This is a genomic window from Paenibacillus sp. LBL (assembly GCF_029893715.1).
GTDB classification, from domain to species: Bacteria; Bacillota; Bacilli; order Paenibacillales; family Paenibacillaceae; genus Paenibacillus_AQ; species Paenibacillus_AQ glucanolyticus.
The window spans coordinates 1-14,619 of the sequence record NZ_JARXYU010000028.1; the positions used below are offsets into that span (position 1 = coordinate 1).

A 14,619-nucleotide genomic window follows, 5' to 3' on the forward strand; every position below is an offset into this window, starting at 1 on the left:
TTGTCCCTTAATTGCCATACAAAAATGCACCCCCTAGAATTTCATCGGATAAACCAGGGGTTTATTCCAATGTCCATTCTAAGGGGTGCACTTCACAATACCTGCGGTCTTTATCGTATCCGCATCATTACCCTCCATGAAGATAGCACAACACGGGGAGTTCCCCGTGACAGTTCCGTTTCTTTCGACAACGGTCCCAGCACAGGATACAAGAGCATACCCTGCACTTCGGCAGACATGCCTTTCACTGTGCTTCACCGGCTTCTCTTCGCCTCGGCACAACTACTGATCATGTCTGCAACCTCTACCTCATCTTGGAATGATGAGGCTATCTGTATATTCAATTCTAGCAAGAGATTCCTAGTATAAATCACATCATTCGCTAGAAGCAATGGTTAATTTTGACGGTTCGCGGTTGACTCCTGTGCGATTAGGATTGATTCCGCTTGGCCATTTGCTGCCAGACGGTTCCGGCGGCTTCTTCACCGGATTCGATGCGTTCCAGTGCCATGCGGGCCTGAAGGCTAACCTCAAACTCCGGATCGTCCGCAGCTTCTTCAAGAGCGGAACGGGCTTCCTCGGTCCCCACTTCATACAGGAAGCGTGCAGCACGCCAGCGAACAATCTTGCTGCTGTCCTTCAGCGTTTCGATCATGACCGGGGTAGCGGCAGCATCCCCGATATCGGACAGCGTATCGCCGGCGGTACGGCGCACGGCTGGCGTTTCGTCGCGCATCGCTTCATATAAGAGCTCCATCGCTTCAGGTGAGCGAAGGTCGCCCAAGTACACAACAACGAGCCGGCGAATCTGCATCTTCGGATCCTGAAGCGCTTTGCGAAGCAGCGGGATGTGTTTCTCGGTCGGCTCCAGTACATCCAGGGCGGCATAGCGGACGCGCCAGTCTTCGTCCTGCAGCGCAGCTTCCATTTCTTCGTCTGTCAGCTTCCGGCGCTGCTCGACGAAGTCCTCATCGCTTGCACCATGGGCAATGGCCTGAGCGACAACCTTATCCAGCCGCTCCTGCGGGAATGCAGCCTCAAGCTCCTGCTCGACGTCACGGGCAATGTCGGCAAGCTGTCCGTAGCGAACGCCGTATTCCTTCAGTTTGCGTTCCTTGATAAGCGATGCGGTTCCCACGGCAGCTACCGCTTGGGAGAAGCGCTCGGACAGGCCGATACGTTCTTCCTGGTTACCGCCCTTTACACGAATTTGCATCGGAATATTCCGGAAATACTGCACGAATACTTGAGCTTCGCCGAAGGCGAAGTCCTCATCGGCTTCTTTTAATCCGGCAGCAAGTCCCTCCTGGCCGAATATTTCCTGAACAGCGCCCAGAATGGAAGGCCAATCGGCATTGCCTTTACGGTCCAGCGCGATGAAATCGAGGGTATGGAACACGCTCTTCACACCCGGAATGTGCAGCAATTGCTTGATCCAGGGGGGAGCCGAACGTTCGTTATCTACTGTATATGTTCTGCGTATCCCGGCTTCCAGCGTTTCATCGAGATGAAGCATCATGGAGTTCGGGCTCGGGGTTGGTTCAATGAATGTAATTTTCATGGTATGGTATCGCCTCCTTATCTTCTTATTGTACCTCTTTTCCCAGCAGGAAAAAACATCATGCAGCGGTTTCAAACAAAATGAACGGACTTTGGATAAAAAGAGGAAAGGTTTGTCAAACTGATAAGGGTGGCTGTATTCCATTCCTATTTTCAAAGAGTAACCGCTGCGAAGAATAGCACCCTTGCAGAGGGCTGTCATACATAGGGAGGCTGGCGTACGCATGTACAGGAATCAGGAGAGAAGGCTTGCGCTTCTATGCTTTATCGTTGCGGCCATTATGCTCTACGGCGCGGTGAAAGGATATTTGCGCTACATGAAATATTTTGGATAAAAGAACCCAAGGAGTGAACCTGATGTCTTCACTGGATCCAGTACTGATGAGCCGGATATTAACCGGTCTGACCCTGTTTGTACATATTGTTCTGGCAACCATCGGGGTAGGAATTCCGATCATGCTGGCCCTGGCGGAGTGGAGGGGGATCCGGACGGGAGACAATTACTATACATTGCTCGCCAGGCGGTGGGCGCGGGGGTATGTCATTACCGTGGCGGTCGGCGTTGTGACAGGTACCGCGATCGGTCTGCAGCTAAGCCTGCTGTGGCCTACGTTTATGCGTGTTGCCGGTAAGGCCATTGCACTGCCGCTATTTTTGGAAACCTTTGCTTTTTTTGTGGAGGCTATCTTTCTAGGCATATATCTGTACACGTGGGATCGCTTCAAGAACAAGTGGACCCATCTGATGCTGCTGATCCCTGTAGCAATTGGCGCTTCGGGTTCGGCGTTCTTCATTACCAGCATGAACGCTTTTATGAACCAGCCGCAGGGCTTTGAACTGGTGGACGGTGTATTCACGAATGTAAACCCGTTCGTAGCCATGTTCAATCCGGCGACACCAACGAAGGTAAGTCATGTACTGGCTTCTGCGTATACCACCAGCGCTGCGGCATTGGCGAGTATAGCGGCCTTCAGCCTTCTGCGGGGGAGCAAACATATTTATTTTAAAAAAGCGCTGAAACTGACGGTGGTGTCCACCTTTGTTTTTGCTGTAGCGACGGTGATGATCGGGGATTTCTCCGGCAAGTTTCTGGCGAAATACCAGCCGGAGAAGCTGGCGGCGGCCGAGTGGCATTTTGAGACGATGACCGAGGCTCCGCTTATTTACGGCGGTTTCCTCGATGAGAACAATGAGATTAAGTATGCACTGGAGATTCCTTATGCGCTTAGCATATTAGCCGGGAATAGTCCCAGCACGGAGGTCATCGGGTTGAATGAATTTCCGGAGAATGAAAGACCGCCCCTGTCGGTCCACTATTTTTTTGATTTGAAGGTGACAAGCGGCGCGGTGATCGTTCTCATACCGCTCTTGTATATGTTCCGCAAGAAACTTCCTGGCAAAAAGCCTTATCCAAAATGGCTGCTGCTCAGTATATTGGCTTTAGGGCCTCTCTCAATGACAGCCATATGGCTGGGCTGGTTCCTTGCCGAGATTGGAAGGCAGCCATGGATCTTACGCGGATATATGAAGGTATCGGATGCTGCGACGACTTCTTCCAGCGTCGGCTGGATGCTGGTGCTGTTTATCGTCCTGTATCTGGTGCTCTCCATTTCCGCGATCCGGGTGCTTAGCCAATTGTTCCGCAATAAGAGTGCTGAAGAGGAAATCCGGCAGCTGGGACTTGAACTCGAAGGGGGAGACCGCAAATGAGCTATGCCATGGTGGCAATAACCGTCCTGTGGACGTTCCTGTTTGGCTATTTGCTGGTTGCCTCGATTGATTTCGGTGCCGGATTTTTCAGCTTTTACAGTGTTCTTACCGGACATGAGAACAAGATTCATAACATCATTCAGCGGTACTTATCCCCCGTGTGGGAAGTGACCAACGTGTTCCTGATCTTTTTTGTGGTCGGTCTTGTCGGTTTCTTTCCGGATGCAGCGTACTATTATGGAACCGCTCTGCTCGTACCGGGCAGCCTTGCGCTTGTGCTGCTGGCGATTCGGGGCGCTTATTACGCCTATCATACGTATGGCACCCAGATCGGGAACAACATCGTACACATGGGGTTATACGGAGCAACGGGCCTCCTCATTCCTGCTGCGCTGTCCACGATACTAGCCATCTCGGAAGGCGGCATTATCTATGTGGACAACGGGAAGGTGGAGCTGCACTGGTATGCATTCTTTACGAATCCGTACACGTGGTCGGTTATCCTGCTCGCTCTTGTCAGTGTTCTGTATATCTCGGCGATGTTCTTGTCCTATTACGCGCAGCGCGCGGGGGATGAGGTGGCATTCGGCGTGGTCCGGGGATATGCGCTGGGCTGGAGCGGACCGACCATCCTCGCTTCGGTTTTCGCGTTTTTCCAGATCAACCATCAGAATCCGGTCCATTTTCAAAACATGCTGGATATCGCCTGGATGTTTATCGCATCGTTTATCTGCTTCGTGATTGCGGTCTATCTTGTGTGGAAACGTACCCGGCTCGGCATCGCTTTTATCATGGTCATGTTCCAATTTGCGTTTGCCTGGTATGGCTATGGCCGCTCCCATCTGCCGTACATTCTCTATAATTACATTCATATTCATGAGAGCATTACGAACGACGCCATGGCGATCGCTTTAATTACCGCGTTCATCCTTGGCTTCTGCGTGCTGGTTCCTTCGCTGATCCTGCTGATGCGGCTGTTTCTGTTCGACGCCAACTACATTCGGGGCAAGTCCGCCAAGAAAGGGTGAGCGAAGTGGAGGATTTCAGCATTTTTGTCGCACCGATGCTAACCGTTCTGGCTGCTGTAGCCTTTCTGGCGATCTATGTTGTAAAGTACAAGGATCCTTCGGATTGAAGCTATATACTCAAAGGGATTGTTTCGCAAATAATCATTCGGTGTAAAAAGAACAACAAGCGTAAAGTTGAGCGGATAGGTCATTACAGGTTAAAATATGGGTAATGGAAGGAGGAGGCTGCATGCCAAAGATTCGCTATAACAATATCGATAACGTCAGCACAGACAAAACACTGAAACAGTTCAAGCAGTGGCGCGACGAACGTCGTCAGAAGAAGAAGGATTATTCCTACTGCATTCCGAACCTGACGCCGGATCTTCAGTATTTGCATAGCAACCGGCACGAAACCTCCGTTACCTGGATCGGGCACGCCACGTTCTTCATCCAATATGAAGGCATGAATATCGTTACTGATCCCGTATGGGCGCGGAGAATGGGTTTTAACAAGCGCCTTGGAGAACCTGGACTTCCCATTCATGAGATTCCCCCAATCGATGTTATTTTGATCTCGCATTCTCACTATGACCATATGCATATTGCTTCGATCCGCAAGCTGTATCGTGCGGATACGACCATTATTGTGCCGATTGGTCTGCGTCGCAAAATGATGAATAAGGGCTTCCGCCGTGTCATCGAGCTGAAATGGTGGGAATCCACGACCATCAGGGACGTGAAATTCTCATTTGTGCCAACTCAGCACTGGACACGGCGCACGCCGTTTGACACGAACACATCCCACTGGGGAGGATTCGTGATGGAGCCTGTTTTGCAGGACGCGAAGATCGACCCGGATCCTTCTGATGAATCCTCATGTGAAGTCGGGGGTGCTGCCGAGGCCAATACCCGCTTGCTTCCGCCGAATGTATATTTTGCCGGAGACAGCGGATACTTCGAGGGCTTCAAGCTGATTGGCGAGCGGTTCAACATCCACCTTGCTCTGATGCCGATCGGGGCCTATGAGCCGGAATGGTTCATGACGTCACAGCATGTCAATCCGGAAGAGGCGCTGCAGGCGTTTATGGATGTGAAAGCGGAGACGATGATTCCGATGCATTACGGTACGTTTAAGCTAGCTGACGATACAGCCAGAGAAGCGCTGGACCGGATGGAAGCGGAACGCCAGCGGCTCGGTATCGCCAAGGAGAGAATTTGCGTATTGAAGTACGGAGAAACCTTCAAGGTTCAACCTGAATGCCGCAGTGCACAATCTTAATCACTTTAAATTTTAATAGGATGAACCATATAGGCCTCCTGTGTGCTTGCCAAGAGAAATTGGCGGGAGCAGGAGGTTATATTTGTTTAAAACCGTTTTATATCGTGCAGAAGCTTCGATAACCGCCGGACTTATGCTATAATGTGCTGAAACCAATAGTGATAAAGGATGGTAATGCTTAATGATCAGTACAAGCGGCGTAACGCTCCGCTATGGCAAACGAGCACTATTTGAAGATGTCAATATAAAATTCACCCCGGGCAACTGCTACGGCCTCATCGGCGCAAACGGGGCGGGTAAGTCTACATTCTTAAAAATCCTCTCCGGTGAGATTGAGCCAAACCAAGGCGAGGTTCATATGACACCGAATGAACGGATGGCGGTTCTGAAGCAGAACCACTATGAATATGACCAGTATCCAGTTCTGGAGACGGTTATCATGGGCCATGCACGTCTGTACCACATCATGAAAGAGAAGGATGCGCTCTATGCAAAATCCGATTTTTCCGAAGCAGACGGTATGCGTGCGGGTGAGCTGGAAGGCGAATTCGCAGAGTTGAACGGATGGGATGCAGAGCCGGATGCGGCGGCGCTCCTGATTGGTCTCGGTATTCCGCGCGAGCTGCATGATAAGAAAATGGCAGAGTTGAGCGGCAATGAGAAGGTACGCGTTCTCTTGGCGCAGGCCTTGTTTGGCCGCCCGCACAACCTGCTGCTGGATGAGCCTACCAACCACTTGGACCTGGAATCGATTCAGTGGCTCGAGAACTTCCTTATGGATTACGAAGGCACCGTTATCGTGGTGTCCCATGACCGTCACTTCCTGAACAAGGTATGTACGCATATTGCGGATATCGACTTTGGTAAAATCCAGCTGTATGTCGGTAACTACGACTTCTGGTACGAATCCAGTAAGCTGGCTCTTGAACTTCAACGCGATGCTAACAAGAAAAAGGAAGAGAAGATCAAGGAATTGCAGGCGTTTATCCAACGCTTCTCCGCGAATGCTTCCAAATCGAAGCAGGCGACTTCCCGTAAGAAACAGCTTGATAAAATCACGCTGGAGGACCTTCGTCCTTCGAACCGGAAATATCCGTTTCTCCACTTCAAGCCTGAACGCGAAGCTGGTAAACAATTGCTCACGGTGGATGGCATTACGAAGTCCCTGGATGGCGAGAAGGTTCTGGATAACATCAGCTTTGTTGTGAACAAAGGCGACAAAATCGCATTTGTTGGACCAAACGGGATGCCGAAATCAACGCTGTTCCAGGTCATTACAGGTGAAACTGAGGCAGATGCGGGCGAATACAGCTGGGGAGTTACAACTACCCAAGCTTATTTCCCGAAAGACAACTCCGCTTATTTCGACGGCGTGGATATCAATCTTGTGGAATGGCTGCGCCAATACTCCAAAGACCAGGATGAAACATTCCTGCGGGGGTTCCTGGGCCGCATGCTGTTCTCCGGTGAGGAAGCGCTGAAGAAGGCAAGCGTATTGTCCGGGGGCGAGAAGGTTCGCTGCATGCTGGCAAAAATGATGCTGAACGGTGCAAACGTGCTGATATTCGACGAGCCGACGAACCACTTGGATTTGGAATCCATTACGGCACTCAACAATGGCCTGATCGATTTCGATGGAACGATTCTGTTCACCTCGCATGACCATCAGTTCATTCAGACGATTGCGAACCGGATCATTGAGATTACGCCGAATGGCGTAATTGACCGCAGCATGAGTTATGACGAGTATCTGGAGAGCGAAGAGGTTAAGGGTCTTCGTGAAAGCATGTACCCGGTTGAAGCATAAGGTTACAATTAACAGATGGCGGGGAAGATGATGGTTAACAGCTTTCTCATCCTCACCGCTCCAATAAAAAATGCTGCACCTCGGATAAGTTGGAGGTACAGCATTTTTTTCGCGTCTGTAGGGCTTTGGCTCTACGAACCGCCAGTACGACGACGCTGGTTGTTTGGTTTTTTGTTGTTTTGACTTTTCATTTTTTGCGCAGATCCAGCCTGGAATTGTCCCGGCTTATTGGCGGCTGAATTTTGCTGTTTCTTCTGCTCCAGCTTTTGCTTGATGGCATCAGCCAAATTCACTTTACGTGACTCATTATTCTCGGGCATAGTATCACCCTCCTCTTCGTGTTCGCTTGTCCTCATTTTATTCGTTTTTAAAACGCCCGGCAAGGGTAACAATGATTAATATCATTTTCTACGTCCACTGAAGGATTGGACGAAAGCCATCATGTTTCTTTTGGACCCACACGAATTTCCGTTATTAGGATTAAATATGGATAATGATGGATATGCTTTAACCCTATAGGGAGCAGCAAAAGGAGAGACATGCATGGTAAATACCTATGACAACATCAAACAAGGTGAACGCGGGGCCTGGATCAGTATTGCGGCTTATCTCGTATTATCATCGTTTAAAATATTCAGCGGATATTTTTTTGCGTCCAGTGCCCTGCTTGCGGACGGTTTCAATAACCTTACGGATATCGTGGCATCACTCGCTGTATTGATCGGACTGCGGATTTCCCAGAAACCGCCGGATTCCGATCATGCATACGGGCATTTAAGAGCGGAGACGATTGCAGCATTAATTGCCTCATTTATTATGGCGGTTGTCGGGATACAGGTGCTGGTTGAAGCCGTGCGTTCTTTTTTTGAGGGAGCTAAGGAAGTGCCGAATCTATGGTCTGCCGGCGTAGCGGGGATCAGCGCGATTGCGATGATTGGCGTCTACCGGTACAATCGGAACCTGGCCCGACGGATCGATAATCAGGCGCTCATGGCGGCGGCCAAGGATAATTTGTCGGATGCACTTGTCAGTGTGGGGGCAGCGGTCGGTATCATTGGCGCTCAATTCGGTTTGCCTTGGCTCGATACGGTAGCAGCAGTAGCCGTTGGTGTCATTATTTGCAAAACGGCATGGGAAATATTCAGGGATTGCACTTATAGTCTGACGGATGGTTTTGACGAGAATCGTTTATCAGACTTAAGGAGCACGATAGCCCGTACGCCCGGCGTTGAGGGTATCAAAGACATGAAGGCCCGAATTCACGGCAATCACGTGCTGGTGGATGTTGTCATCGAGGTGGACCCGGATATCAGCGTTTTGGAGGGGCATCGAATCAGTGACCGCATAGAAGAGCAGATGGAGAAGATTCACAATATCATGAGCGTTCACATCCATGTTGAGCCTAAAGCTTCGTCATCGTAGTCTGGTGGATAATAAGAGGTTATACAAATGGCAGGTCAAGATTTCTTGACCTGCCATTTAATATGCAAGGGATACTTGATGGATCAAGGAGCCCTCATCATAGATGATTACTCTACATAAATCCAAGCCTTACCGAGCCATGTATAAACTTCGACCCATTCCCCGCCAAACACGACATCCTGTCGATTGCCGGTGGTGTCGATTTTTTGCGCACCCAAGGCGCCAAGCTTTTGGCCATTTGGAGCGTTATAGAAGTAAGTTCTTTCGGTCAGCTCAATCATAGGTGTAGGAACCAGTACAACTTCCTCAGGTTTGATAATCGGCTCTTCTACCGAGATGGGAGCAGGTGCGGTTGTGTCGGATACCGTTCCGCTGATCGGATCTGCGCTGGCTACGGCGGTCAGGGACAGGGTGAGTGCTAGGGCTGCAGTAATGCTTAGAGTTTTTTTCATGGAATAATTCCTCCTTGGGACCGAAGTATGATTTGACAATATCGTAATAACCACGATTTGGATGTTATGAACCAAGAAAGTTGGGAACATTTCTCAAATCGTGACAAGTTTCACGGATTCCTATATACTTTGGAGATGGGAAAAACCCTGTATTTACAGGGATATCCAATGGGAGGGGGACTAAAGATGGTACGCCGAAAAAAAAGAGCCGGACGATTCCTATTGGGAATATTTATCCTGCTTCTTGTGATCATCGGTGCGGCGGTCTGGTTTGTTTATCCTACACAGTCTCTGGACATGCGTTATCGCTCCGTTGATTTCAAGGACAAGTTGATGACCATGGTATCGAACCGGGATACTCGTATGCTGCTGAGCACCGAGGAAGTCGGGGAATTGAGCAAAAAGAACATGGTAAAATATATAAGCACCCATAATCTGGGTGTTGAGATTACTGGGGCCGATTTCACGATGAACGGCACTACCATGACAGCGCATATGAACGGGAAATGGGGGATCGTTCCCTTTGGTGCCGTGCTTCGCTTTCAAATGTCTGCGGAGGGAAGCCATCTTTACTTGACTCATCAATCTACAACCATCCGGGGCGTTGAAGTACCGCAGAATCTGTTTCAACTGGAGCCCATTCAAGTTTCGCTGAAGGACTATTTACCGGATCTGGTAACAGTGAATAATGTTAAATTTCTATCCGATGGTCTGGAATTGAATTTCACGATGGATTGGATGTCCATTCCGTCGCTGTTTAAGTAAAGTTAGAGACTAGGCTTAAGACTCAAACAAGAAATCTTGTTTGAGTCTTTTTTTATGATGACCTATCATTCAATGTCATAATTTTCAGAAAAACATTATGGTAGAAATATATATGTAAAGATTGACACTGTGGAGATCGGCCACTATAATCAGTAATTGTTTAGAAATAAATGTTTTAGTACTAAAGTATTTAGAGGCGAAGGAGTGGGTGTCTCTATTGAAGGAGTGCTGGACCTTTAAAGGAGTGTAATGAATACATGTCCATGCGGAATGAAATTCTGGAGTTGGAGATGCTATTTAAGAAGATGGTTCGGACGGTTCATCATGAATGGCAGAAGGAGGGGTTTCCTAAAATAGGCAGAACCCAGTATGCCGCTTTGGAGAAACTTCATGAACTGGGGTCCTTGAGATTGTCGGACTTGGCGGATACCATTCATGTGACGTGCGGGGCAGTAACCGGCATATCCGATAAGCTGATTGAAGGCGGATTTGCGCGTCGAATAAGAGATACCGAGGATCGCCGGGTTGTCCATCTGGAAATTACGCCCCGCGGGCTGGATCTGATTGATCAATTGGCCAAGAAGCGCGCCGAACTGAGTCATTTGTTATACGGATTCTTATCCGACGAAGAGGTTAAGCAGCTTAACATCCTGTATCGCAAAATTATGGTGAATGTCGAACATATGCAAAGTCAGATGTCCACATAGAACAATACAGTTTATCACATGAACTTACTTAGAAAGAGAGAGTGAAACCTACACATGAGTACCCATACTGCTGTTCGCCCCGGCGAGCCCATTAAGAAAGGTCCCATCATTGCCGCATTGATGATTGGTGCATTTGTTGCGATTCTCAATCAGACATTGATGAATGTTGCTCTTCCGAGCATCATGGAAAATTTGAATATCAAACCGACGGTAGCCCAGTGGCTGACTACAGGCTTCATGCTGGTAAATGGGGTGCTGATTCCTGTTACCGCCTACCTGATCGCGCGTTTCTCGACAAGACAGCTGTTTATCAGTGCGATGACGCTGTTTACGATTGGCACCTTGCTGTGCGCTGTTAGCCCGAACTTTGCATTCCTGCTGACCGGACGTCTCGTTCAGGCAGCTGGCGCGGGCATACTGATGCCGCTTATGACCGTTGTATTTCTGAACATTTTCCCTATTGAGAACCGGGGGAAAGCGATGGGCATGATGGGGATCGCCATGATCTTTGCTCCTGCCATCGGGCCTACGCTCTCAGGATATATCGTGGAGCATTATGATTGGCGTGTGTTGTTCTACATGATTTTGCCTTTCTCCATTATTGCAACGCTAATCGGGATCTTCTTCCTCAAAAATGTGACCGAGGTCAGCCGACCTAAGCTGGATATGCTCGCTGTCATTTTATCGACTCTTGGATTTGGCGGTCTGCTGTACGGCTTCAGTGATGCCGGGAATGACGGTTGGTCCAGCGCACCGGTTGTTACCACGCTGGTTGTCGGTGCGATAGCACTCATCCTGTTTGTATGGCGGGAAATGACCGTCGACAATCCGATGCTGGAGTTCCGTATTTTCAAGTACAACATGTTCTCGTTAACAACCTTGATCAATGTCATTGTTACGATGGCGATGTATGCGGGTATGATTCTGCTTCCGATCTATTTACAGCAGATTCGCGGGTTCACACCTGTAGAATCCGGACTTCTTATGCTTCCCGGTGCTATTCTGATGGGAATCATGTCGCCGATTACGGGGGCGATATTTGACAAGATCGGCGCCAAATGGCTCGCTGTCATCGGTCTTGCCATTACGGTCATTACGACATGGGAGTTCAGCAATCTGACGGAGACGCTGTCTTACAACCACATTATGATCATCTACACGGCAAGAATGTTCGGGATGTCCATGCTCATGATGCCAATCCAGACGGCTGGACTCAACCAGCTGCCACGGAGCATGAACGCTCATGGCACCGCCATGTCGAATACGCTCCGCATGGTTTCCGGCTCGATCGGAACGGCGATTCTCGTTACCGTGATGTCTACCCAGGCACAGAGCAAGGGGGAAGCCTTGATGCAATCGGGACTGTTTGATCCGAAGAATCAGGCCGATTTGCTTAAGCTTGGAAACGAAGCAACCATTTATGGCATTAACTATGCCTTTGTCATTGCTACAGGTATCAGTGTGGTTTCCTTGATTCTGGCTTTCTTCATCAAGAAAACGAAGCCGGCGGATGAGCCAAAGACCTCTGGTAATCAGGAAGCCGCCGCAGCGACGCTGTAGTCCTTATTCCTATCAACTGCGCAGCAAAAAAAGGGTGTCCCAAGCCGTTTATCTACGGCAGGACACCCTTTTTTTTACATTTCCTCTGTGTATGTTCAATGCATGGGCTTCAAGTATGCGACAGCGTCACATACTTCGTCTGCGTCCGGTAAAGAGAGAGATCACAAACAGGACAACGAAGATGAAGAACAGAACCTTCGCAATGCTGGCTGCAGCCTCTACGATACCGAAGAAGCCGAAGATCCCTGCAATCAATGCAACAACTAGAAAAATAACGGACCATTTTAACATAATGTTCACCCTGCTTTCTTAATCGATTTTAATTGGATATGCTCCTGGGATTGCATGATGTTCTATGAAGCGGCATATACCCAATTTGAAGGATCGTTAGGGAGGCGTTGGCAAGTTGCCTCAGCGCCCTTCGTAGTGTTCTTTAACCGAGGCGGCAGAGGATGAAACAACTTGGCGAATGGTGGCATTCCTGGCAAATGCCCTTTGTTTCGTAAGGTTGGGGATGGGGTAACTATTGCGTATCGAAAACCAAACATTACTGGAAAGTGAGGGACAACGTATGCTAACACAAATCAGTGTTGCCATCATCGCTGTAGCGTTTGCGGTTCTTGTCTTCTTCTTGATCAAGACCTTAAAGGCCGCAACACAATCGCTCGAAAGGGTAACACAAACACTTCAGGAAGTTCAAAAGACCGTGGACGAATTGAGCTACGAAGTGAAGCAGACGATTCGAAATACAAACGATATTACGGTGGATGTTCAGCATAAGATGAAGCAGATCGACCCTGTAATGGATACCGTCAAGAACCTGGGAGAGGCTTTAAGTGAGGTTACCTACGCGGTGAAGCAGGTTTCCTCAGGCATGGTCAGCCGCTTCAAGCAGTCCAGGGTGGAGCAGAAGGAAGAGCCGCGCATTCGTCAAGAAGTGCCTGTGACAGCCCAAGACCGCACGTTCCAGTCTTATGATGCCGTATATCAGAATACAGAAGCACAAGAGAAGTCACGCAGTCGGAATTGGTTAGCCTATGTGGACACAGCCGTTAGTCTGTGGCATAGTTTCCGCCGTCAAAAGGCCAGATAAATCGAAAGAGCGAATTCAAGTTACAGCTCTGTAAGGTGAAGAAAGGAGGAGGTCGCATGTGGAATGTCACACTGTTGATGGTAGGGCTCTTGATTTACTCCGGAGGTGGAGGTGTTGTGTCAGAGCCACAGCATACAGCCGGGATATCGCAGCCGCCTATAATTCTAGCCGCTTCGGATGTTGGACAAGCACATATTAGCGACAATTCTGTAGAGAGCTATGGGACATTAAACGGGATTTCCTTAACGGATAGCAAGAAAGACGTTATCCGTAAGCTGGGAACGCCGGCCCGAACTGAACAGGAAGACTTGAGCGGGATAACCAAGCTTCATTATAAAGACATGGAGGTTGGTGTCCGCAACGGTTATACCGAATACGTTCATGTGAAGCCCTCTGCAGACTCCTTTCAGGTGGAAGACCAGAGCATAGGTATGACAACCGAACGGGTCCGGGCATCCTTGGGCAAGCCATATTTTAAAGCCGAGGACGGAGATGTTTATCTCGAGAATCAAAATGCGCTTAAGGTTTATGTGGATCGGGATACCGGTCAGATTGAAGGAATTGATTTGTTTTTCGATTATAGTCAATAAAACTGTTTCAACCTTGAACAGGATGGGTAATAACAGTTGGACTATAACCTAAATTTAGGTTTTACACTATTAGGGGAGGTTTTCATCATGGAATTTACAAATACACAGTCTTATGCAAAAGTCGTTGAGAATGGTACGCAGGCGGTTCAGGAGGTTCAGAACCTTCGCCAGTCCGGCTACGATAATGATCGGATCTATGTGTTGGCTCACGATTCGGATAAGACGAGCCGGATTGTGGATGCATCAGATGCCAATAACGTAGGCATCAAAGAAGAAGGCGTGTTCGATGCCTTTGCGAATCTGTTCCGCTCACGCGGCGATGAACTGCGCGCCAAAATAGTATCTCTAGGATTTACCGAGGCAGAGGCAGGCTTCTATGAGAAGCAGCTGGATCTGGGTAAAGTACTCGTTATTGCTAAGAAGGATTAATAACTGTAACGGAAGTTCAGCCTTGTCGCTGTGACTATAGTATGAGTTATAGGTCTTAAAACATAGATAAGGAATGAGACATAAACAGGTCTCATTCCTTATCTATGTTTTAAAAGAATGTTCCATGAACCTATTAAAAGTGGAAGATTCAAGTTTTACACCCTTTTTCTATGGCAAAAGATACAGCGGTTATTATAGTATAATAGTAGGAAAAGGATTTCTATCGTATAAACCG

At 48.8% G+C, this 14,619-nt stretch carries 16 protein-coding genes and 1 riboswitch; of the genes, 12 read left to right on the forward strand and 4 right to left on the reverse strand.

Translation table 11 applies throughout. The features are described from left to right. Positions 1-135 precede the first annotated feature (135 nt). Positions 136-315, reverse strand: a riboswitch (Lysine riboswitch). A gap of 115 nt (positions 316-430) precedes the next feature. Continuing rightward, entirely contained in the window at positions 431-1,561 is a 1,131-nt protein-coding gene (locus tag M2277_RS30155; RefSeq protein WP_063477780.1) for a virulence factor, read from the reverse strand. Positions 1,562-1,917: 356 nt separating this feature from the next. Between M2277_RS30155 and M2277_RS30160 the strand changes: the two genes are divergently transcribed. The 5 genes from M2277_RS30160 to M2277_RS30175 all read left to right on the forward strand — a co-directional run bounded on the left by M2277_RS30160 (position 1,918) and on the right by M2277_RS30175 (position 7,366). Then, entirely contained in the window at positions 1,918-3,270 is a 1,353-nt protein-coding gene (locus M2277_RS30160; protein ID WP_063477779.1) for a cytochrome ubiquinol oxidase subunit I, read from the forward strand. Beyond that, complete coding sequence (locus M2277_RS30165; RefSeq protein ID WP_280756302.1) at positions 3,267-4,298, forward strand: cytochrome d ubiquinol oxidase subunit II; 1,032 nt, start codon at positions 3,267-3,269, stop codon at positions 4,296-4,298. Before M2277_RS30160 ends, M2277_RS30165 begins: the two co-directional genes overlap by 4 nt. Before the next feature lie 5 nt (positions 4,299-4,303). After that, a complete protein-coding gene (gene cydS, locus M2277_RS31825) occupies positions 4,304-4,405 on the forward strand; it encodes a cytochrome bd oxidase small subunit CydS family protein (RefSeq protein WP_006212717.1) in 102 nt (33 codons plus the stop codon). A 122-nt stretch (positions 4,406-4,527) separates the two neighbouring features. Then, on the forward strand, positions 4,528-5,559 hold the full coding sequence (locus tag M2277_RS30170; protein WP_006212716.1) for an MBL fold metallo-hydrolase: 1,032 nt from the start codon (positions 4,528-4,530) through the stop codon (positions 5,557-5,559). A gap of 181 nt (positions 5,560-5,740) precedes the next feature. Next, a complete protein-coding gene (locus M2277_RS30175; protein ID WP_006212715.1) occupies positions 5,741-7,366 on the forward strand; it encodes an ABC-F family ATP-binding cassette domain-containing protein in 1,626 nt (541 codons plus the stop codon). A gap of 131 nt (positions 7,367-7,497) precedes the next feature. On the opposite strand, the gene M2277_RS30180 is transcribed toward M2277_RS30175, so the two are convergent. Continuing rightward, the gene (locus tag M2277_RS30180) at positions 7,498-7,686 is read right to left on the reverse strand and encodes a hypothetical protein (protein WP_006212714.1); all 189 of its coding nucleotides are present in this window, start codon (positions 7,684-7,686) and stop codon (positions 7,498-7,500) included. Between the two features lie 223 nt (positions 7,687-7,909). Between M2277_RS30180 and M2277_RS30185 the strand changes: the two genes are divergently transcribed. After that, a complete protein-coding gene (locus M2277_RS30185; protein WP_006212713.1) occupies positions 7,910-8,788 on the forward strand; it encodes a cation diffusion facilitator family transporter in 879 nt (292 codons plus the stop codon). A 107-nt stretch (positions 8,789-8,895) separates the two neighbouring features. On the opposite strand, the gene M2277_RS30190 is transcribed toward M2277_RS30185, so the two are convergent. Then, the gene (locus tag M2277_RS30190; RefSeq protein ID WP_006212712.1) at positions 8,896-9,240 is read right to left on the reverse strand and encodes a hypothetical protein; all 345 of its coding nucleotides are present in this window, start codon (positions 9,238-9,240) and stop codon (positions 8,896-8,898) included. Positions 9,241-9,426: 186 nt separating this feature from the next. Here M2277_RS30190 and M2277_RS30195 point away from each other — a divergent pair, with 186 nt between their 5' ends. The 3 genes from M2277_RS30195 to M2277_RS30205 all read left to right on the forward strand — a co-directional run bounded on the left by M2277_RS30195 (position 9,427) and on the right by M2277_RS30205 (position 12,272). Then, the gene (locus tag M2277_RS30195) at positions 9,427-10,005 is read left to right on the forward strand and encodes a hypothetical protein (RefSeq protein WP_006212711.1); all 579 of its coding nucleotides are present in this window, start codon (positions 9,427-9,429) and stop codon (positions 10,003-10,005) included. Between the two features lie 257 nt (positions 10,006-10,262). Further along, positions 10,263-10,712 carry a MarR family transcriptional regulator gene (locus M2277_RS30200; protein ID WP_006212710.1) on the forward strand — a complete coding sequence of 150 codons (450 nt, stop codon included), beginning with the start codon at positions 10,263-10,265 and terminating at the stop codon, positions 10,710-10,712. A gap of 54 nt (positions 10,713-10,766) precedes the next feature. Further along, entirely contained in the window at positions 10,767-12,272 is a 1,506-nt protein-coding gene (locus tag M2277_RS30205; protein ID WP_036643487.1) for a DHA2 family efflux MFS transporter permease subunit, read from the forward strand. Between the two features lie 126 nt (positions 12,273-12,398). Here M2277_RS30205 and M2277_RS30210 read toward each other — a convergent pair whose 3' ends face one another. Continuing rightward, complete coding sequence (locus M2277_RS30210) at positions 12,399-12,563, reverse strand: DUF1328 domain-containing protein (protein WP_006212708.1); 165 nt, start codon at positions 12,561-12,563, stop codon at positions 12,399-12,401. 280 nt (positions 12,564-12,843) lie between these two features. Here M2277_RS30210 and M2277_RS30215 point away from each other — a divergent pair, with 280 nt between their 5' ends. The 3 genes from M2277_RS30215 to M2277_RS30225 all read left to right on the forward strand — a co-directional run bounded on the left by M2277_RS30215 (position 12,844) and on the right by M2277_RS30225 (position 14,384). Then, on the forward strand, positions 12,844-13,365 hold the full coding sequence (locus tag M2277_RS30215; protein WP_280756303.1) for a DUF948 domain-containing protein: 522 nt from the start codon (positions 12,844-12,846) through the stop codon (positions 13,363-13,365). 56 nt (positions 13,366-13,421) lie between these two features. Continuing rightward, on the forward strand, positions 13,422-13,955 hold the full coding sequence (locus M2277_RS30220; RefSeq protein ID WP_280756304.1) for a hypothetical protein: 534 nt from the start codon (positions 13,422-13,424) through the stop codon (positions 13,953-13,955). Between the two features lie 87 nt (positions 13,956-14,042). Then, positions 14,043-14,384 (forward strand): YflT domain-containing protein, encoded by a 342-nt coding sequence (locus M2277_RS30225; RefSeq protein WP_036643483.1) that lies wholly within the window; start codon positions 14,043-14,045, stop codon positions 14,382-14,384. Positions 14,385-14,619: the final 235 nt, after the last annotated feature.

Excerpts from the sequence above, each read along its gene's own strand:
- M2277_RS30225 (WP_036643483.1), top strand. The coding sequence starts at position 14,043 with ATGGAATTTACAAATACACAGTCTTATGCAAAAGTCGTTGAGAATGGT.
- M2277_RS30175 (WP_006212715.1), top strand. The coding sequence starts at position 5,741 with ATGATCAGTACAAGCGGCGTAACGCTCCGCTATGGCAAACGAGCACTA.
- M2277_RS30215 (WP_280756303.1), top strand. The coding sequence starts at position 12,844 with ATGCTAACACAAATCAGTGTTGCCATCATCGCTGTAGCGTTTGCGGTT.
- M2277_RS30165 (WP_280756302.1), top strand. The coding sequence starts at position 3,267 with ATGAGCTATGCCATGGTGGCAATAACCGTCCTGTGGACGTTCCTGTTT.
- M2277_RS30190 (WP_006212712.1), bottom strand. The coding sequence starts at position 9,240 with ATGAAAAAAACTCTAAGCATTACTGCAGCCCTAGCACTCACCCTGTCC.
- M2277_RS30180 (WP_006212714.1), bottom strand. The coding sequence starts at position 7,686 with ATGCCCGAGAATAATGAGTCACGTAAAGTGAATTTGGCTGATGCCATC.
- M2277_RS30200 (WP_006212710.1), top strand. The coding sequence starts at position 10,263 with ATGTCCATGCGGAATGAAATTCTGGAGTTGGAGATGCTATTTAAGAAG.
- M2277_RS30195 (WP_006212711.1), top strand. The coding sequence starts at position 9,427 with ATGGTACGCCGAAAAAAAAGAGCCGGACGATTCCTATTGGGAATATTT.
- M2277_RS30210 (WP_006212708.1), bottom strand. The coding sequence starts at position 12,563 with ATGTTAAAATGGTCCGTTATTTTTCTAGTTGTTGCATTGATTGCAGGG.
- M2277_RS30170 (WP_006212716.1), top strand. The coding sequence starts at position 4,528 with ATGCCAAAGATTCGCTATAACAATATCGATAACGTCAGCACAGACAAA.
- M2277_RS30205 (WP_036643487.1), top strand. The coding sequence starts at position 10,767 with ATGAGTACCCATACTGCTGTTCGCCCCGGCGAGCCCATTAAGAAAGGT.
- M2277_RS30220 (WP_280756304.1), top strand. The coding sequence starts at position 13,422 with ATGTGGAATGTCACACTGTTGATGGTAGGGCTCTTGATTTACTCCGGA.
- M2277_RS30185 (WP_006212713.1), top strand. The coding sequence starts at position 7,910 with ATGGTAAATACCTATGACAACATCAAACAAGGTGAACGCGGGGCCTGG.
- M2277_RS30155 (WP_063477780.1), bottom strand. The coding sequence starts at position 1,561 with ATGAAAATTACATTCATTGAACCAACCCCGAGCCCGAACTCCATGATG.
- M2277_RS30160 (WP_063477779.1), top strand. The coding sequence starts at position 1,918 with ATGTCTTCACTGGATCCAGTACTGATGAGCCGGATATTAACCGGTCTG.